This is a genomic window from Variovorax sp. BGA-UO-ETr-C22 (assembly GCF_059567965.1).
On record NZ_JCAQPA010000006.1, the window covers coordinates 294,642 to 313,270 of the forward strand.

An 18,629-nucleotide genomic window follows, 5' to 3' on the forward strand; every position below is an offset into this window, starting at 1 on the left:
GCAAATTCTGCCTCAAGAGCGGAAGAATTGAGGGCATGCGACTGCTCGACCTTCCCCCCACATCCTCGCCCTCCCTCTCGCCGGCCATGCCCGAGACCCCACCCCGCGTGCGCAACGGCGCCGAAGCGCTGCTCGACACGCTGGTCGAATGCGGCGTCGACACGATCTTCGGCTACCCCGGCGGCGCGGCGCTGCCGCTGTACGACGCGCTGCACGGCGAACCCCGGCTGCGCCATGTGCTGGTGCGCCACGAACAGGCGGCGGTGCATGCGGCCGAGGGCTATGCGCGCAGCACGGGCCGCGTCGGCGTGGTGCTGGTCACCTCGGGGCCGGGCGTGGGCAACACGATCACGGGGCTGCTCGACGCGATGAGCGATTCGGTGCCGGTGCTGTGCATCAGCGGGCAGGTGTCGACGGCGGTGATCGGCACGCAGGCTTTCCAGGAGAGCGATGCGCTGGGCATGTCGCGCCCGGTGACCAAGTGGAACCGGCAGGTTCGCGCGGCCGACGACGTGCCCGCGCTGGTGCGCCGCGCGCTCGACATCGCCACCACCGGCCGCCCCGGCCCGGTGCTGCTCGACGTGCCGAAGGACATCCAGCTGATGCGCCTCACGCACGGCGCGGCGCCGGCCCCGCTGCGCGCGCTGCGCACGGGCCGCGCACCGCTGCCGCCGCGGGCGATGCTGCAGCGCGCCGCTGACCTGATCTCGACCGCGCGCCGGCCGGTGCTCTACGGCGGCGGCGGTCTCATCAACTCGGGGCCGGCGGCCTGCGAGGCGTTCACTCAGCTGGTGCACCGGCTGCATGCGCCGTGCACGCTCACGCTGATGGGGCTGGGCGCGTTCCCCGCGTCCGACCCGAAGTTCGTCGGCATGCTGGGCATGCACGGCATGCTCGAAGCCAATCTCGCGATGCACGAGGCCGACCTGGTGGTATGCGTGGGCGCGCGTTTCGACGACCGCGTGACGGGCAAGCTCGACGAGTTCTGCCCGCACGCCCGCAAGATCCACATCGACATCGACCCCGGCAGCATCAACAAGGTGGTGCACGTCGACGTGCCGATGGTGGGCGACTGCGGCGCCATCGTCGAAGCGCTGCTGGGGCTGCTGCCCGACGAGTTTGCACCCGAGCGGCTGGCGCCGTGGTGGGCGCGCATCGAGCGCTGGCGCGCCGAAGACTGCCTGGCTTTCACGCCGTCAACCGAAGAAATCCTGCCGCAGCAGCTGATGTCGTCGCTGCAGCGGGCCATCGCGGGCCGCGATGCGATCGTCTCGACCGACGTGGGCCAGCACCAGATGTGGGCCGCGCAGTACCTGCGCTTCGACAGCCCGCGCCACTGGCTCACCTCGGGCGGCGCCGGCACCATGGGCTACGGGCTGCCCGCGGCCATCGGCGCGCAGATCGGTCACCCCGACGCGCTCACGGTGTGCGTGAGCGGCGACGCCTCGGTGCTGATGAACATCCAGGAACTGTCGACTGCCATGCAGCACGGCACGGCGGTGAAGCTGGTGCTGAGCAACAACGGCTACATGGGCATGGTGCGCCAGTGGCAGGAGCTGAACCACGGCAACCGCCTGAGCCACAGCTGGAACGAGGCGCTGCCCGACTTCGTGGCGTTGGCGAAGGCTTTTGGTTGGGGGGCGCGGCGGGTGTCGGACCCGGCGGAGCTGGAAGAGGCGCTGGTCGAATGCCTGGAGAGCAAGGGGCCGTTTTTTCTCGACGTGCAGGTGGCGGCGCAGGAGAACTGCTTTCCGATGATGCCGTCGGGGTGCGGGCATCACAGGGTGATGCTGGCGAAGGACAGGTGGTACGAGGGGGAGTGAGGGCAGGGGCCTGACAACATCGCGCGGCCTCCATCGCCGCTCACCGCCGCAGACGGCGGCTGACGCGGCGACGCGCTCGGCGCACGTCGCCGCAGCATGCCTCAGGGCGCCCGAACCGGCGTGACCTTGCGGATCAAATTGCCGAAGGTGTCGGCGACATACAGCGTGCCCGCTGCGTTGATCGTGAGCCCCTGAGGCTGATTGAACGTGGCAGCCGCGCCGATGCCGTCTTGCGCACCCGTGACACCCTCTTGGCCGGCGAGCGTGGAGACCACCCCTGCCGGTGTGATCCTGCGCAACAGGCTGCTCCCGAAATCGGCCACGTAGACATTGCCGTCCGCATCGACGGCGACGCCGCGGGGATCGGAGAAAGTCGCGGAGTTCCCGGGTCCATCGGTGGCGCCGGGCGTTCCCGTCCCTGCAAGGGTTGTGACCACCCCGGTGGGGGTGATCTTGCGAATTCGATGGTTGCTGCTGTCGGCGACGTAGAGGTTGCCTGACGCGTCGATGGCCATGTTGTAGCCGAGCCCGAATTTCGCGGCGCTTCCCGTGCCGTCGGCAAAGCCCCGCGGGCTGCTGCCGGCCAGCGTGGTGACATCGCCGGTGGGGGTGATCTTGCGAATGACGCCGCCGAAATACTCCAGAACGTACAGATTGCCGGCAGCATCCACGGCCACCGAGATGGGCGTGTTGAAGGTGGCGGCGGTTCCGTTGCCATCGGTCGTGGTGTTCGTGCCATTGCCCGCCACCGTGGTCACATCGGCCGCCGGTGTGACCTTGCGGATTCGATGGCCTTGGGCGTCCGCGACGAAGGCGGTGTCGGTCGCGTCCATGGTGAAGCTGGCGAGGTCCTTGAACGAAGCGTTGAGGCCGTTGCCGTCCACCGACGCCAGGTTTCCGTTGCCGGCAAACGTGGTGACGTCGGCCTCGGGCGAAATCTTGCGCAAGAGGTTGTTTGACCAGTCGCCGATGAGCAGACCACCGTTCCTGGTGAGGGCGATGCCGTAAGGGAGATCGAACGATGCGGCCCTGCCCTTGCCGTCGGCGGTGCCCGAGACGCCGGTGCCGGCGAGCGTCTCGACCTTGGCGGCGGTGGCCGAGCAGGCCACCGTCACGTCGCTCACGTCGGCCGAGGCCTTGCCGGTGTCCTTGGTGACGGTGCAGAACTGCCACAGGGGTTGCGTACGGATGCTGACCTTGTAGTCCGAGCCCTCGACCAGGGTCGTTGCAAAGGTGAACTTGCCATCGGCCGACAGCTGGAGGTCGTCGCCGGCATTGTTTTGCAGCACCAGGCGGCCTTCAAGGCCGGTGACCGTGCCGCCGATGGAATGCTTCACGACGGGCGGCACTGTCGCCGGAGGGGGCGGTGCGACCATCGGCAGAAAAGCACCGCCACCTCCACCCCCGCCGCACGATGCCACCAACATGACCGCACCGGCCACGGCGCCGATTCGCGCGACCGAACTTGCTTGACTGAAAAGCATCTTGACTCCTCTTTATGGTTGTATGACTCAACAAAAAGAAGCCCCCTGCCGACGGGCGTGCAGGGGGTTTCTAAATGTCAATCATTGTTAAAAAGAGTGTCCGATGACATCCCTGGAACTGGGTATTTTTTGCGGTCGGCCCTCTCATCTGGCGCCAGCAATGGCTCCCTGGTCCGCCAGCCAGGGGGGACCCGACAACATCGCGCGGCCTTCATCGCCGCTCACCTTCACCCCAACGCTCTCCCGCAAGCGGGAGAGGGAGTCATTCATTCGGGAGCCGTACGGGAGCCCCCTTCACGAATGCCCGTCCACCCGCATCTGGAACAGGAAGTAGGGCGGAATGCACGCCCCGCGTCCTTCGGGTTGGCCTTCGGCCTGCGCGCAGATGTAGTCCTCGCGGCAAGGCTGTTGCGCCGAGCAGCTGCGCAGGTTGCCGGGTCGCGTGTGCTTGCTCAGGCAATCGCCGAAGGGTTGCTTGGCTGCCAGGCACTGGTTGAAGTCGCTGAGGATGGCGATGCCACCGCAGGTGCCGTTCGGGTCCTTCGGATCGCAGCGGCCCGAGCACATGCCGCCGGGGAAGCCGACCGAGGTTTTCTCGCAGACCGAATCCGCGCCTTCGCAGGTCGTGGCGGCGGTGCGCGGCAGCTTCTGTGCGCGGTCGCGCCACGGGTCGGCCGAGGCGGTGATGCGCGTGGGCTCGCAGCTGGCGCCGACGGTGGCTTTGTCGGGCGCGGCGTTGGCATCGTCCGGCGAGGCCAACGGGCGGAACGGGTCGGGCACTGGCGTCGTCAGCGCGGCCTTCACATAGCGTTCGCGCCGCGCCAGTTCATCCTGCAAATGCGGTGAGTGCGGCAGCGCGAGCGCGTTGCCGGTCGTGAAGGTGCGCGAGGCGCCGCGCCGGTCCACGCCCAGCAGGTGAAAGCCCGCGACCGCGCGGCTCTGGTGGCAGCCGGCGCAGCTCAGGTCGTCGAGACGGCGCAACACGGCCTGCGGTGACTGCAGCGTGCGGCTGCCGGGCACGGGCTGCCAGTCGCCGGGCGCGAACAGCTGTTCGAAGGGGCGGTTCGCCAGGCGCTCGAGGCCGCGCGGCGCGACGGAGACCGACTCGGCCGCCAGGAAGCGATCGGGGATGCGCACGGTGGCGCTGTCGAGCGCGCGCAACGTGTCGGGCTGTTGCAGCCACTGCAGCAGCGCCTTGCGCAGCGGGGCATCGGCCTTGAGCTTCACGACATCGGGCGTGTTCTCGAGCGGGCCTGCGTCGAAGCGCTGCGCGCCCGCGTTCCAGCGGAAGGCGCGCAGCAGGTACTCGGCATGGCCGCCGAGGTCGGGCCGCACGGCCGAGGGCCAGCGCACGCTCTGCAGGTTGGTCGTCACCTGCGCGATGCGGGCCTGCGCGAGCCGCGGCGGCGCGAGCGGGCCGTCGGCCGACACGAGCCAGCGGCCGAGCGCTTCGTCCTTCATCGATGCCTGTGGTGGCTGCCAACGCCGCGCCGCGCTGGCGCAGCTGCCGTCTGCATCGGGCGCATCGCCGCGCAGCTCGACGGCGACGGTCATCGGCAGGCGCGACTGCATCGCGGCCGAGCGGTAGGCCAGCCGGTACACGAGCCGCGTCTCGCCGCAGGCGCCGGGCTGGAACGGGCGGCGGTCCATGCGGTTGGCCACGCCGACCAGCTCGAAGAAGGCGTCGGGGCTGGCGAGCCAGCGCGCATCGAAGATACGGTGCGGGTAGCGCGCAATGCCGACGCCGGCTTGCGGGTCGCGGCGCTGCAGGGCGGCGAGACTGGTCTTCAGCGGGTCGGCGATCGATTGCCAGGCGGGCGAGCGTGCGAGCGCCTGGTTGGTGGCGATGCCGCTGGCCGCAGAGGGCACGTCGAACCAGCGGCCGAAACCGGCGCCAGCTTTCTCGGCGGCCTGCAGCGCGACGGGCGAGGTGACGAGCAGCGCTGGGTCGGCCGCGTCGGCACCGAGCGAGAGGGCCAGCGCGAGGCCGGCGGTCAGAAGGTGAAGTAGGCGTGGCACGCGGACGATTGTGCCGCCGCGATTCAGCCCGTCACCGTCAACGCCATCTGCTGCCGCATGAGCCCGGCCACGGCCACGCCCTGCGGATCGCCCAGCCGCTCCAGCGCGGCGATCACGCCTTTGCGGTCCTCTTCCGAGCGGTCCTGGTTGAGCTTGAACTTGCCTTCGAGCACGCGCACGGGAATCTCGACCGCCGCGATCATGTCCAGGCGCGGCGCCACGAAGTCGAAGGGCATGGCGTCGAAGTCCCAGTTGCCGCCCAGCGGCGTGTCGTACAGCGCGACGGTGCGGCGCAGCACGGCATGGATGGCCGTGCGGTCCTCGATCACGCGGGGCGTTCCGCGAGCGTGGATCGCGGTGTAGTTCCAGGTCGGGAAGGTGCTCTGCTTCACGTACCAGCTGGGGGTGACGAAGGCATGCGGCCCCTGGAAGATGGCGAGCACTTCGGCGCCCGCGCGCAGCTCGTCGAACTGCGGGTTCTTCTTCGACAGGTGCGTGGTGAGCAGGCCGGGGCCGTCGTCCTGCGCATCGAGCAAGAAAGGAAGATGCGTGGCGCTGGCGCCCGCCGGCCCCACGGTGATGAGCGTGCCGAAGCTCCAGGCGCGGATGCCGGCGTGCAGCGTCGCGAGGTCGTCTTCGATGTACGGCTTGGGCGTGTACATGGCGAGGGCTTCAGCGCGCGGCCAGCGTGTGCATCCAGCGGGCGGCATCGTCGAAGGCGCGGCCGGCCACGTCGGCGATGGACACGGCTTCGAGAAAGCCGTGGATCGTGCCCGGGTAGAGCACGTCGGTCACGGCCACGCCGGCCTCGCGCAGCCGCGCGGCCATGAGCACGCTGTCGTCGTGCAGCGGGTCGCACTCGGTGATCGCCAGGCACGCGGGCGGCAGGCCCTCGAGCCGCGCCGTGAGGCTGGCCAGGCGCGGGTCGCGAAAGTCTTCGGGCCGGCGCAGGTACAGGCCATAGAACCACACCATCATGTGCAGCGACAGGCCGTACTCGCCTGCGCCGTAGCGCACCACCGACTCGCGGTACAGCTCGGTGCTGTAGGCGCCGTAGTTCAGCAGCATGCCCAGGGGCAGGGCCTCGCCCGCGTCGCGCAGCACGAGGCAGGCACCCACCGACAGGTTCGCGCCCGCCGAGTCGCCGCCGATGAAGAGCTGCGCGGGGTCGATGTCGAGCGCGCCCGCGTTCGCCGCGAGCCAGCGCATCACGTCGACGCACTCGTCGTGCGGCTGCGGAAACTGCGCCTCGGGCGCCCGCGTGTAGTCGATGCCGATGACGGCGATGCCCGCGCGGCCCGCGTACTCGCGCATCACGCGGTCGTGGGTGTCGAGGCTGAACAGCACGAAGCCGCCGCCGTGGATGTAGACCAGCGCGCCTTGCAGCGATCGGTTCTTCGGGTAGTGCACGCGGATGCGCACGTTGCCGTGGCGCGTGGGCACTTGCTGTTCGACCGTGCGTGCCATCGTCGGGCCGCCTTCGGTCCACGGCGCGCGCACCTTCTCGGCGTTGGCGCGGCCTTCGGCGATCGGGATGGTGTGGCGCTTCGGGTAGCGGCCGCCCTCGGCCGCCATGAGGCGCATGAACTCGACGATCTGCGGATCGAGCGGGGGCGGGGCGGTGGGGTTCAGCCAGGTGGCGGGCAAGGGAGCGGCGGTCACGCGAACACTTTCTCGGGAGAGCGAAGGACGGGGTCGGCCAGCGACGCGAGCGGCCGGGGCGTGGCTGCCAGCAGCGCCTGCGTGTAGGCATGGCTCGGCTGGTCGAACACGGCGTCGCGCGGGCCTTGCTCGACGATGCGGCCGCGCTCCATCACGACGACGCGGTCGGCGATCTGTTCGACGGCTGCGAGGTCGTGGCTGATGAACAAGCAGGCAAAGCCGTGGTGGGCCTGCAGGCTCTGGAACAGGCGCAGCACCTGCGCCTGGATGGTCATGTCGAGCGCGGACACGGGCTCGTCGGCCACCACGAAGGCGGGCCGGCGCACCAGCGCACGCGCGATCGCCACGCGCTGGCGCTGGCCGCCCGAGAGCTCGTGCGGGTAGCGCGCGCCCAGGCCGTCCAGGCCGACTTCGTCGAGCGTCTCGTGCACGCGCTTTCCGCGCGCGGCGGCATCGAGCGCGGGCAGATGGCGCAGCGGCTCGGCCACGATTTCCTGCACGCGCATGCGCGGGTCGAGCGACGAGAACGGGTCCTGGAACACCAGCTGGCAGGCGAGCCGGAAGCGGTGCAGCGCGGCGCGGTCGGCGCTGCGCACGTCGTCGCCGCGAAACAGGATCTGCCCCGCGTGCGACGGCGCGAGCCGCAGGATGGCGCGGCCCAGCGTGGTCTTGCCCGAGCCGCTGCCACCCACCAGCGCGACCATCTCGCCGGGGTGGATGTCCAGGTCGAGCTTGTCGATGACCTGCACCGGCGCATGACGCTTGAAGAAGCCGGCGCGCGGGCCGGGGTAGCTCACGCACAGGCCGCGCACCTGCACCAGTGGCTGCTGCGCCGCGACCGGGGCCGGCTTCGCGGCCTGGCGGCGCGGCAGGGCGTCGACCAGCTTGCGGGTGTAGGGCTGCTTCGGGTCGACGAGGATGGCGGGCACGTCGCCCGTCTCCACCAGTTTGCCTTTCTCCAGCACGATGGCGCGCTGCGCATAGCGCCCGACCAGCCCGAGGTTGTGCGTGATGAGCAGCACGGCCGTGCCCTGGTCTTTCGCGAGGCCGACCATGAGGTCGAGCACTTCGCGCTGGCTCAGCGTGTCGAGCGCGGTGGTCGGCTCGTCGGCGATCAGCAGGCGGGGCTTGAGCAGCATCACGCTGGCCAGCATGATGCGCTGGCGCATGCCGCCCGAGAACTCGTGCGGGTAGGCGTGCAGGCAGCGCTCGGGGTCGGCGATCTGCACGCGCCGCAGCATGTCGAGGCAGCGCGCGCGAATCTCGGTGGCCGACAGCTTCGTGTGCATGCGCAGGCCCTCGGCCATCTGCTCACCGATGCGGTGCACCGGGTTGAGCGAGACCATCGGCTCCTGGAACACCATGCCGATGCCGGGCCCGCGGATGGGGCGCATGGCCTTCACGTCGCGTGTGCTCAGGTCTTCGCCGTCGAACACGATCTGCCCGCCGCTTTGCGCGATGCCGGGCGGCAGCAGCTGCAGGATGGCGCGCGCGGCCATGGTCTTGCCGCTGCCCGATTCGCCCACCACGGCAAGGAACTCGCCGGGGCGCACGTCGAACGAGAGGTCGTGCACCAGCGTCTGGGCGCCGCCGTGCAGGTCGATCTTCAGGTGCCGCACGGAAAGCACGGGCGCTGCGGAAGTAGAGGGATGGGTCATGACTTCTCCGTGCGCGGGTCGAGCCGGTCGCGCAGCGATTCGCCCAGGAGGTTGATGCCCAGCAGCGTGAGCGCGATGCACAGGCCCGGCACCAGGCACAGCCACACGGCCGAGGCCATGTAGGGGCGTGCGCTGGAGAGCATGTTGCCCCAGGTGGGTGCGGGCGGCGGCACGCCCAGGCCGAGGAAGCTCAGGGCGCTTTCCGACAGCAGCACCCAGCCGAACATGCTGGTGGCCAGCACGGCGACGGGCGCCACGCAGTTGGGCAGGATGTGGCGCCACATGGTGTAGATCTCGCCGTTGCCGATCATGCGCGAGGCCTCGACGTACTCGCGCTCGCGCAGCGACAGAACGGTGCCGCGCACCACGCGCACGACCGAGGGCGCGTAGGCCATGCTCAGCGCGAGCACGATGCCCCACTGGTTGGCGCCCACGATCACCATCACGCCCAGCGCCAGCAGCAGGCCCGGAAAGGCCAGCAGCGTGTCGTTGAAGGCCATGAGCACGCGGTCGGTCCAGCCGCGCACGAAGCCGGCGAGCACGCCCACCACGAGGCCGACGGCGGTGGCCAGCGCCACCGTGAGCAGCGCGATGAGGCAGCTGGTGGAGGCCGCGCGCATGGCGCGGCTGGCCACGTCGCGCCCGAACTCGTCGGTGCCCAGCCAGTGCGCGGCCGAGGGCGGCTGCAGCTTGCCGCGCAGGTCGATGCCCAGCGGGTTGTAGGGTGTCCAGAGCGCGGCTACCAGCGCCAGGGCCAGCAGCACGCCGATGAGCACGCCGCCCACGAGGGTATGGGTCTTGAGCTTTTTCACTGCACCGACACCCGGGGATCGAAGAGGGGATAGCACATGTCCACGATCAGGTTGATGACCACGTAGATGCAGGCCGTGAACAGCAGGCAGCCCTGCAGCACCGGGTAGTCGCGCGCGAAGATCGAATCGATCATCAGGCGGCCCAGGCCGGGCAGGGTGAACACTGTTTCGAGCACCGCGATGCCGCTCAGCAGATGGCCCAGGATGAGGCCGATCATGGTGAGCGTGGGGTTGAAGGCGTTGGGCAGCACGTGGCGGCGCAGCACCTGCGACTCGGGCACGCCCTTGGCGCGCGCGTGCGTCACGTACTCGAGCCGCAGCACCTCGATGGTGCTGGCGCGCGACATGCGCGTGAGCACGCCGGTCTCGACCAGCACCAGCGTGACGATCGGCAAGATGACGTACATCAGGCCCTGCGAGAAGTCTTCCGACATGGGCACGTAGCCCACCACCGGCAGCCAGTGCAGGTACTGGCCGAAGAACATCAACAGCAGCAGGCCGAGCCAGAAGCTCGGCACCGACAGCATCAGCGTGGCCGCGCCGATGATGGCGAGGTCGGTCGGCCGGTCCTTGCGCCAGGCGGCGACGAGGCCGGCGGGCACGGCGATCAGCGAGGCCAGCGCCACGGCCGTGAGCACGATCACGGCGCTCACGTGAAAGCGCTCCCAGATCAGCGGCAGCACGGCCAGGCCGTTGGTGGTCGACACGCCCAGGTCGCCGGTGAGCGCGTGGCGCAGCCACACGACGTACTGGGTGACCAGGGGCTGGTCCAGCCCCATCTGCTGGCGGGCGAGTTCGAGCTGCGCGGGGTCGGCGCCTTCGCCGAGCATGAGCTGCACCGGGTCGCCCGGAATCAGCCGCATGAGCGTGAAGACGGCAATCGACACCAGCAGCAGCGTCGGGACCGTCATGGCGATCCGTCGCAAGAGGTAGGCAAGCATGGCGGCGGCGCCCCGTCAGCCGCGCGCGTCGAGCCGGACGTTCCAGAACCGGGGCTTGGCCGGCGCCCAGCCCTTGAAGCCGGTCACGCTCTTGCGCATGGCGGTGGCGTCGCTGGCGTTGAAGAGCACGACCATCGGCACGTCCTGCAGCATCTGTTTGTGCAGCTCGTCGAACAGCACCTGGCGGCGCGCCTTGTCGCGCGAGACCATGCTCTCGGTGAGCCGGGTCTGCGCGGCGGCGTTGTCCCACACCTTGCGTGGCTGCGTGGCCTTGTCGCCCGACACCATCTCGTAGTTGAGCGAGGGGTCGATGCGCGCCGAGTAGATGAAGGCCATGCTCTGGTACTGGCCCTTGGTGTAGCGGTCGAGCTGCGTGGCCCAGTCGAGCACTTCGAGTTCGATGTTGATGCCGGCCTCGGAGGCCATGGCCTGCACCAGCACGGCGGCCGAGTACAGCGCCTCGTAGCGCTTGTTGGCGACGAGCTTGATCGGCTGGCCGCGGTACCCGGCTTCGGCCAGCAGCTTCTTGGCACCGGCGATGTCGCGCTTGTAGCCGCCGGCCTGCACGGGGCTGTAGAACGGGCTGGACGAAGGCACGACCGAGTTGTTGACGGCCGACAGGCCCTCGGTGACCGACTTGGCGATCTCGGGCGTGTCCAGCGCCAGTGCCAGCGCGCGGCGGATGCGCACGTCCTTCAGCAGCGGGTCGGTGGTCTGCAGCAGCAGCGCCACCATGGTCATCACCGGCGTGGTGTCGACGCGCACGTCGCTGCGCCCGCGCATCTCGACCACGTCGGCGGGGCTGGGGCTGATGAAGGCGTCGATGCCGCCGCTGTACAGCGCCGCCTTGGCCGCTGCCGAGTCGGGAATGACGACGAAGCGCAGGTTCTCGATCTCGGCCTTCTTGCCGCCCGTGAGGCCGTCGCGCGCTTCAGGGCGCGAGGTGTAGCCGTCGAAGCGCGTGAGCTCGATGTACTGGCCGCGCTTCCACTCCTTGATCTTGTAGGGGCCGGTGCCCACGGGCTCCTTCCACTGGCCGTCGGCGCCGAGCGAGCTGCGGTGCAGGATGGCGGCGCCGCCGCAGTCGGGGCGCGCCATCATCGTGAGGAACAGCGCGCTCGGGCGCTCGATCTTGAACACCACCGTCTTCGGCGTGGGCGCTTCCACCGCGAGCACCTTGGTCATGCCCTTGCCGTCGAACTCGGGCAGGCAGCGCCAGCCGCTGGTGGGCTTGAGGTAGCGCTGCCAGCTCCACACCACGTCGTCGGCCGTGAGCACCGCGCCGTTCTGGAACTTCACGCCGTCGCGCAGGGTGAAGGTGTAGGTCAGGCCGTCGGCCGAGGTGTCGACCTTGCTCGCGAGCATCGGGCCGACCGAGGTGTCTTCGCGCAGCGCGACCAGGCCTTCGACGACGTGGATGAGCACGTTGTCGGTGTTGTCGTCGCGGTTGCCGCCGGGGTCGGTGGAGCGGATGTCGGAGTTGATCTGGATCCGCATCGTCTGGCCGGCCGGGGCCTGGGCGAAGGCCGCGCTGGCGGCCAGGCCGAGGCCGAGGACCAGCGCGGCGGCGGTGCGCGCAGCGGGAGGGAGGGACGGGGGCGTGGGCAGGTTCATGGCAACACTCCTGGCGATGGCTGGGCGGGGCGGGCGGATCAGAGGGAATACTCGGTGAAGCGGTGCGCCTTGAAGGGCGCCGGCGCGATGCGCATCTTTCGTGCCGCCGGGTCCATGACGATGGTCGCCACGGTGGCCGACGAGGCACCGCCGGGGCCCGCGCTCGGGCTGCGGCACACGGCGCGCGGCGCGCCGAAGCGGTCTTGCAAGGCGTCGAGCACGTCCTGCTCGGTGAGCAAACCTGCCGCGCGTTTGTTGTGCAGCGCCTCGGTCACGCGGCGGTCGCGGTAGAGCGAATCGGGCGTGGTCTCCAGGCTGCGGTCGACCACGCGCGCCAGCGCCGCCGGGGTCTTGAAGTGGTTGGCGTGCACCAGGATGCCGCCTTCGGGCTGTTGCCAGAACACCTGCTCGGGGCAGGTCTCCAGGCTCACGGCCTCGCCCTCGGCGTGCGTGATGATCATGTTGTTGGAGATCGAGCGCGCGCTGCGGCACACCACGCCCAGCGCGTTGGCGTACAGCGTCGACTGCAGGATGCCGCGGCGGATCAGCGCCAGCGGCACGCCTTGCTGCTTGCCGTCGTTGTCGGCCTTGATGAAGTTGCCGGTGACGGCGATGCCCGCGCTGTTGAGCCCCGCGCGTGCCAGCGTGCCGGCCTCGGCGAAGGTGAGCATGGCCGGGCCTTCGTCCGGCTGGATGCGCAGCACCACGCCGAGTTCGAGGCTCTCGACGCGCCAGTCCCAGTTCTGCGCATGGATGAGCTTGCCGTCGCGCGCGGCCGAGGGCATGACGACCACGCCGGTGCAGCCGTCGGGCGGTTCGGTGGCTTCGAGCTGCTGGAAGGCGTAGAGCATTTCGCTGCGCGCGTTGAGCGCCACGATGTCTTCGGCCGGCACGCCCGCGCCTTCGGCCACGCCCTCGATCTCGCGCAGCATGCCGGCGTCGAAGGCCTCGACCATCGGCATGAAGCGGCGTGCCAGCGCGCGCGTGCGCTCCCAGCTCAGGCCCACGCGCTCGAAGGCGGCGCGGTAGGTGCGCAGGCTCAGGTCGATGCGGTCGCCGGCGGCGCGGCCGTACTGGCGCCCGCGCTGCTGCGCGTCGCCTTCGATGTCGTAGAGGGGGAACGATTCGATGTCCATGGTGTGTCTTGTCTCCGGGGCTTGTCTTGTCGGTGCGGCGTGAGGGCTCAGGCTGCCGTGTCGGTGGCTTGTGCGGTCTGCGCGATGGCGGCGCGCAGGCTGTCGATGATCTGGTCGATATGCCGGCGCTCCAGCGTGAACGGCGGCGACAGCGCAATGGTGTCGCCCACCGAGCGCACCAGCACGCCGCTTTCGTCCAGGCAATGTTGCGCCACCGCCTGCGCATGCGTGCCGAGGCCCGAGGCCCAGCCCTGCAGCTCGATGCCGGCCAGCAGGCCGACGTTGCGCACGTCGATCACGCCCGGCAGGCCGCGCAGGCTGTGCAGGCCGTCCTCGAAGTAGGGCGACAGCTCGGCGGCGCGGGCGATCAGGCCGTCTTCGGTGTAGGCGTCGAGCGTGGCCATGGCGGCGGCGCAGGCCAGCGGATGGCCCGAGTAGGTGTAGCCGTGCGAGAGCTCGACCGCGCTCACGCTGCCGTGCATGAAGGCGTCGTGCACCGCGCCGCGCATGAGCACGGCGCCCATCGGCACGGCGCCGTTGGTCAGGCCCTTGGCGGTGGTGATGAGGTCGGGCGTCACGCCGAACAGGTCGGACGCGAAGTTGCTGCCCACGCGGCCGAAGCCGGTGATGACCTCGTCGAAGATCAGCAGGATGCCGTGCCTGTCGCAGATCTCGCGCAGGCGCTTGAGGTAGCCGCGCGGCGGCGGCAGCACGCCGGTGGAGCCGGCCACGGGCTCGACGATCACGGCGGCAATGGTCGAGGCGTCGTGCAGCGCGACCAGCGCCTCGAGCGCGTCGGCCTTGTCGATGCCGTGCGCCGGCTCGCCGCGCGAGAAGGCGTTGCGCGCCAGGTCGAGCGTGTGCGGCAGGTGGTCCACGCCGTTGAGCAGCGGCCCGAAGGTGCTGCGCTGGCGCCCGATGCCGCCCACCGAGATGCCGCCGAAGCCCACGCCGTGGTACGAGCGCTCGCGCCCGATGAGCCGGTAGCGGCCCGCGTCGCCGCGCGCCCGGTGGTAGGCCACCGCGATCTTCAGCGCGGTGTCGACCGACTCGGAGCCCGAGTTGGTGAAGAACACGTGGTCCATGCCGGCCGGCGCCATCTGCGTGAGGCGCTGCGCCAGCGTGAAGGCGGCGGGGTGGCCGATCTGGAAGTTGGAGGCGTAGTCGAGCACGTCGATCTGCGCCTTCATCGCCGCGCTGACCCGCGGGTTGCGGTGCCCGGCGTTCACGCACCACAGGCCGGCAATGGCGTCGAGCACGCGGCGGCCGTCGGCCAGGTCGTAGTGCAGGCCCTCGCTGCCGACGATGAGGCGCGGCGCTTGCTTGAACTTGCGGTTGGGCGTGAAGGGCATCCAGAACGCGTCGAGCGAACCGGGTGGCGTTGTCAGGGTATCGGCGGAAGCCACGGTGTTTTTCTCCTTGGGAAACGACCCGTCGTCCGGGTCGGCGTGGGGCCGATCTTGGAATCCAAATTGTATTTTTGGCGTGAGATGTACATGGTTTTTTAGGGCCAAAAATACAAAGAACCCGCGATGATCGGCACCCAGCCCGTGTTTCCGGAGACCCATGGATGGCCCCGCAGCAGCAGATGCAGACGCAGATGGACAACAAGTCGGTCCCGCCGCTCACCCAGCGCGTGAGCCGCTACATCCTCGACCAGGCCTTGGCCGGCGGCTACGAGAACGGCCGCCACATGACCGAGACCGACCTCGCGGGCCGGCTCGGCATTTCGCGCACGCCGGTGCGCGCCGCGCTGCGCCTGCTGCACGAGCGTGCGCTGCTGGCGCACGTGCCCAACCGCGGCTACACGCTGGTGGCCGACCGCGAGGCGCTCGACCGCGCACGCCGCGAGATGCCGGAAGACGAGGAGAAGACGCTCTATTACCGCGTGCTGCGCGACCGCCTCGCGGGCAAGTTGCCGACGCGCGTCAACGAACTCGAGCTGGCCCAGACCTACGGCGTGCCGCGCCCGCTGCTGCGCAACGTGATGACCACGCTGCTGCAGGACGGCGTGCTGCGCGGCCGCCACTACCAGCGCTGGGAGTTCACCGAAACCCTCGACTCGGTCGAGAGCGAGCGCGAGAGCTACCGCTTCCGCCTGGTGGTGGAATGCGCGGCGCTGCGCGAGCCGGGCTTCAAGGTCGAGCACGAGCGGCTGCTCGCCTGCCGCGAACAGCAGCAGACCTTGCTGACGCACGCCTCGCGCCATTCGTGGATGGAGTTCTTCGAGGCCAACGCGCAGTTCCACGAGCTGCTGGCCAGCGCCTCGGGCAACCGCTTCATCCTCGATGCCGTGAAGCAGCAGAACCGGCTGCGCCGCATCTCCGATCTGTCGGACTACCCACTGGTGAACATCGACCTGCTGCGCAAGTCGTGCCGCGAGCACCTGCAGATCCTCGACGCGGTCGAGGAGAACAAGCTCGAAGTCGCCGCCAAACACATGCACGCCCACCTGAGCCGTGCCAGCGACATCCTGGAGCGCCGCGTGATGGGCGACCTGGATGCGCTCGGCGAATGAGCCACCGCACACCCATGATCACCCTACAAACGACGGTTTCCGATGCCGCGCTGGCCGACGGCTGGCACGATGGTTTTCCCACGGCCGGCACCGCGGTGCAGCGCCCACGCGAACGCCCGATCTTCCAGGCGCCCGAGAACCGCTGGGCCTTCTCGCACCTGCGCGAGCTGCAGCCGACACGCAACGTGTCGCGCGGCACCGGCCCGGTGTCGGTGCTGCCGCGCGCCGAGCGGCCGGAGCTCGACACGCTGGCCTTCTCCTTGCCCGCCGACGGCTCGCGCACCGACTGGCACAGCGCGCTCACAACGATCTGCGCCGACGGTGCGGTGGTGCTGCACCGCGGGCGCATCGTCTACGAGCGCTACTTCGGTGCGCTCGACGAGCACGGGCAGCACATGGCGATGTCGGTCACCAAGTCGGTCGTCGGCACGGTCGGCGCGATGCTCGCGGCCGAGGGTTCGCTCGATGAGCATGCGCAGGTGCGGCACTACATCCCCGAACTGGCGATGAGCGCCTTCGGCCATGCGACGGTGCGCCAGGTGATGGACATGACGACGGGCATCGACTACTCGGAGGACTACACCGACCCCGACGCCGGCGTGTGGAAGCACGCACGCGCCGGTCAGTTGCTGCCGCGCCCCGCGGGCTACGCGGGCGCTGAGGGCTACCGCCAATTCCTGCAGAGCGTGCAGGGGCAGGGCACGCACGGAGAGGCCTTTGCCTACCGCACGGTGAACACCGACGTGCTGGGTTGGCTCATCAGTCGCGTGGCGGGCCAGCCGCTGGCGCGGGTGCTGGGCGAGCGCATCTGGTCGCGCCTGGGCGCCGAGCAGGACGCGGCCTTTGCCGTGGACGGGCAGGGCGCCGAGTTCGCGGGCGGCGGCCTGTGCACCGGCCTGCGCGACCTCGCGCGGCTGGGCGAAATGATGCGGCTGGGCGGCGCCTTCAACGGCGCGCAGATCGTGCCCGAAGCCGTGGTGGCCGACATCCGCCGCGGCGCCGATCCGGCGCGCTTTGCGCTCGCGGGCTACACGCGGCTGGCCGGCTGGAGCTATCGCAACATGTGGTGGGTGGCGCACGACGCGCGCCGTACTTTCACCGCACAAGGCATCCACGGCCAGGCGCTGCACATCGACCCCGAGGCCGAGATGGTGGTGGCGCGTTTTGCCTCGCACCCGCTGGCTGCCAACGCGCACCTGCCGACCTCGATGCACGCCTTTCGCGCGCTGGCCGAGCACCTGATGCGCGGCTGATTTCTGTCTCTTCTCTTTCTATTTTTTCTTCATGCTCACCCAAGTCACGACCAACGCGAGCCTGCAGGCTCGCAAGAACGCCGCCTGCGCGCAGGGCATCGGCACGCTCACGCCGCACTTCACCGCCCGCGCCGACAACGCCGAGCTGTGGGACGTGGAAGGCCGGCGCTTTGTCGACTTTGCCAGCGGCATCGCCACGCTCGCCACCGGCCACCGCCATCCGCGCATCGTGGCGGCGGTGCGCGCGCAGCTCGACGACTTTCACCACACCTGCTTCCATGTCACGCCCTACGAGGAATACGTGGCGCTGTGCGAGCAGCTGAACCGCGTGGTGCCCGGCCCGAGCGCCAAGAAGAGCGCGCTCTTCACGACCGGCGCCGAGGCCATCGAGAACGCGATGAAGGTGGCGCGCGCCGCCACCGGCCGCAGCGGCGTGGTGGCGTTCTCGGGTGCCTTCCACGGCCGCACCTTCATGGGCATGGCGCTCACCGGCAAGGTCGCGCCGTACAAGGCGGGCTTCGGCCCGATGCCGGGCGACGTGTGGCACGTGCCGTTTCCGGCCGCGCCGCTGGGCGTGACGGTGGACGACAGCATCGCGGCACTCGACCGGCTGTTCAAGACCGACGTCGATCCGCAGCGCGTGGCGGCGATCGTCATCGAGCTGGTGCAGGGCGAGGGCGGCTTCTACGTGGCACCGCCCGCACTGATGGAGTATCTGCGCGCGGAATGCGACCGCCACGGCATCCTGCTGGTCGTCGACGAAATCCAGACTGGCTTCGGGCGCACCGGCAAGCTGTTTGCGCTGGAGCACTACGGCATCGAGGCCGACCTGGTCACGACCGCCAAGAGCCTGGCCGGCGGCTTCCCACTGTCGGCGCTCACGGGGCGCGCCGAACTCATGGACGCCACGCGCGTCGGCAGCCTGGGCGGCACCTACGCGGGCAATCCGCTGGCAGTGGCCGCGGCGCTGGAGACGATGCGCGTGATCGAGGACGAAGGGCTGGTCGCACGCGCCCGCATGCTCGGCGAACGGCTGACGGCGTGCCTCGCGGCACTGCGCACCGAGGTGCCGCGCATCTGCGACGTGCGCGGCCTGGGCGCGATGGTGGCTGTGGAGTTTCGCGATCCGCACAGCGGTGAGCCCGATGCCGAGTTCACGAAGCGCGTGCATGCGGCAGGGCTCGAGCGCGGCCTGCTGCTGCTGACCTGCGGCGTGCACGGCAACGTGGTGCGCTTCCTGTTTCCGCTCACCATTCCGGAGGCGGTTTTTGAAGAAGGGCTGGGGCTGCTGGCCGAATCGATTCGCGCGGCCAACGTCTGAACGACTAGCGGCGCGGCGCAATGCCGAGCGTGCGGCAGAAGTCGTAGAAGTCCTCGAGCTGCAGCGATTTGTCGAACACCGCATCGACGCCCGCCGACAGCGCGCCTTCACGCACCTCGGAGGTCGCGTGGTTCATGAACACCACGGTGCGCTGCGCGGGCGACTTGCGTTCCCTCAGGTGGTTGGCCACGGTCAGGCCGTTGCCTTGCGCGAGGAACACGTCGATCACGGCGGCGTCCCAGGCGTCGGGGTTGGCGTCGAGCCAGTCGATGGCTTCGTCGCTGCTGCTGGCGGTGGCGACGACTTCGCATCCGGAGAATTCCCTCAGTCCATCGGTCAGGGTGGTGGCGATCAGGGGGTTGTCTTCTATGAGGTAGATGCGGGTCAT

General features: G+C 69.7%; 15 protein-coding genes. 4 read left to right on the forward strand and 11 right to left on the reverse strand.

What is annotated here, in order from left to right; genetic code table 11:
• Positions 1-35: 35 nt before the first annotated feature.
• Positions 36-1,823 carry a biosynthetic-type acetolactate synthase large subunit gene (ilvB, locus tag AC57B8_RS02980; RefSeq protein WP_495303696.1) on the forward strand — a complete coding sequence of 596 codons (1,788 nt, stop codon included), beginning with the start codon at positions 36-38 and terminating at the stop codon, positions 1,821-1,823.
• Between the two features lie 101 nt (positions 1,824-1,924).
• Here ilvB and AC57B8_RS02985 read toward each other — a convergent pair whose 3' ends face one another.
• The 10 genes from AC57B8_RS02985 to aptA form a co-directional block, all read right to left on the reverse strand.
• Positions 1,925-3,160, reverse strand: coding sequence for an NHL repeat-containing protein (locus AC57B8_RS02985; RefSeq protein ID WP_496478611.1), 1,236 nt, complete (start codon positions 3,158-3,160; stop codon positions 1,925-1,927).
• 441 nt (positions 3,161-3,601) lie between these two features.
• Positions 3,602-5,326 carry a hypothetical protein gene (locus AC57B8_RS02990; protein WP_496478612.1) on the reverse strand — a complete coding sequence of 575 codons (1,725 nt, stop codon included), beginning with the start codon at positions 5,324-5,326 and terminating at the stop codon, positions 3,602-3,604.
• 23 nt (positions 5,327-5,349) lie between these two features.
• Complete coding sequence (locus tag AC57B8_RS02995) at positions 5,350-5,988, reverse strand: FMN-binding negative transcriptional regulator (protein ID WP_496478613.1); 639 nt, start codon at positions 5,986-5,988, stop codon at positions 5,350-5,352.
• 10 nt (positions 5,989-5,998) lie between these two features.
• On the reverse strand, positions 5,999-6,988 hold the full coding sequence (locus AC57B8_RS03000; protein ID WP_496478614.1) for an alpha/beta hydrolase fold domain-containing protein: 990 nt from the start codon (positions 6,986-6,988) through the stop codon (positions 5,999-6,001).
• Entirely contained in the window at positions 6,985-8,646 is a 1,662-nt protein-coding gene (locus AC57B8_RS03005; RefSeq protein WP_496478615.1) for an ABC transporter ATP-binding protein, read from the reverse strand. The genes AC57B8_RS03000 and AC57B8_RS03005 overlap by 4 nt, the downstream gene beginning before the upstream one ends.
• Entirely contained in the window at positions 8,643-9,458 is an 816-nt protein-coding gene (locus AC57B8_RS03010) for an ABC transporter permease (protein WP_496478616.1), read from the reverse strand. The genes AC57B8_RS03005 and AC57B8_RS03010 overlap by 4 nt, the downstream gene beginning before the upstream one ends.
• Positions 9,455-10,399 (reverse strand): ABC transporter permease, encoded by a 945-nt coding sequence (locus tag AC57B8_RS03015; RefSeq protein WP_070061073.1) that lies wholly within the window; start codon positions 10,397-10,399, stop codon positions 9,455-9,457. The genes AC57B8_RS03010 and AC57B8_RS03015 overlap by 4 nt, the downstream gene beginning before the upstream one ends.
• Positions 10,400-10,414: 15 nt before the next feature.
• Entirely contained in the window at positions 10,415-12,013 is a 1,599-nt protein-coding gene (locus tag AC57B8_RS03020) for an ABC transporter substrate-binding protein (RefSeq protein ID WP_496478617.1), read from the reverse strand.
• A 38-nt stretch (positions 12,014-12,051) separates the two neighbouring features.
• Positions 12,052-13,149, reverse strand: a complete 1,098-nt coding sequence (locus tag AC57B8_RS03025; RefSeq protein WP_447774672.1) for a C45 family autoproteolytic acyltransferase/hydrolase — start codon at positions 13,147-13,149, stop codon at positions 12,052-12,054.
• Positions 13,150-13,196: 47 nt separating this feature from the next.
• A complete protein-coding gene (gene aptA / locus AC57B8_RS03030; protein ID WP_307585019.1) occupies positions 13,197-14,555 on the reverse strand; it encodes an omega-aminotransferase AptA in 1,359 nt (452 codons plus the stop codon).
• Between the two features lie 164 nt (positions 14,556-14,719).
• Here aptA and AC57B8_RS03035 point away from each other — a divergent pair, with 164 nt between their 5' ends.
• Genes AC57B8_RS03035 through gabT form a run of 3 tightly spaced genes read left to right on the forward strand, consistent with a single transcriptional unit; the run spans position 14,720 to position 18,241 of the window.
• Positions 14,720-15,667, forward strand: a complete 948-nt coding sequence (locus tag AC57B8_RS03035; protein ID WP_487849427.1) for a GntR family transcriptional regulator — start codon at positions 14,720-14,722, stop codon at positions 15,665-15,667.
• 14 nt (positions 15,668-15,681) lie between these two features.
• Positions 15,682-16,920, forward strand: a complete 1,239-nt coding sequence (locus tag AC57B8_RS03040; RefSeq protein ID WP_492742943.1) for a serine hydrolase — start codon at positions 15,682-15,684, stop codon at positions 16,918-16,920.
• A gap of 31 nt (positions 16,921-16,951) precedes the next feature.
• Positions 16,952-18,241 carry a 4-aminobutyrate--2-oxoglutarate transaminase gene (gene gabT, locus AC57B8_RS03045; RefSeq protein WP_496478618.1) on the forward strand — a complete coding sequence of 430 codons (1,290 nt, stop codon included), beginning with the start codon at positions 16,952-16,954 and terminating at the stop codon, positions 18,239-18,241.
• A 4-nt stretch (positions 18,242-18,245) separates the two neighbouring features.
• On the opposite strand, the gene AC57B8_RS03050 is transcribed toward gabT, so the two are convergent.
• Complete coding sequence (locus AC57B8_RS03050) at positions 18,246-18,629, reverse strand: response regulator (RefSeq protein ID WP_062473196.1); 384 nt, start codon at positions 18,627-18,629, stop codon at positions 18,246-18,248.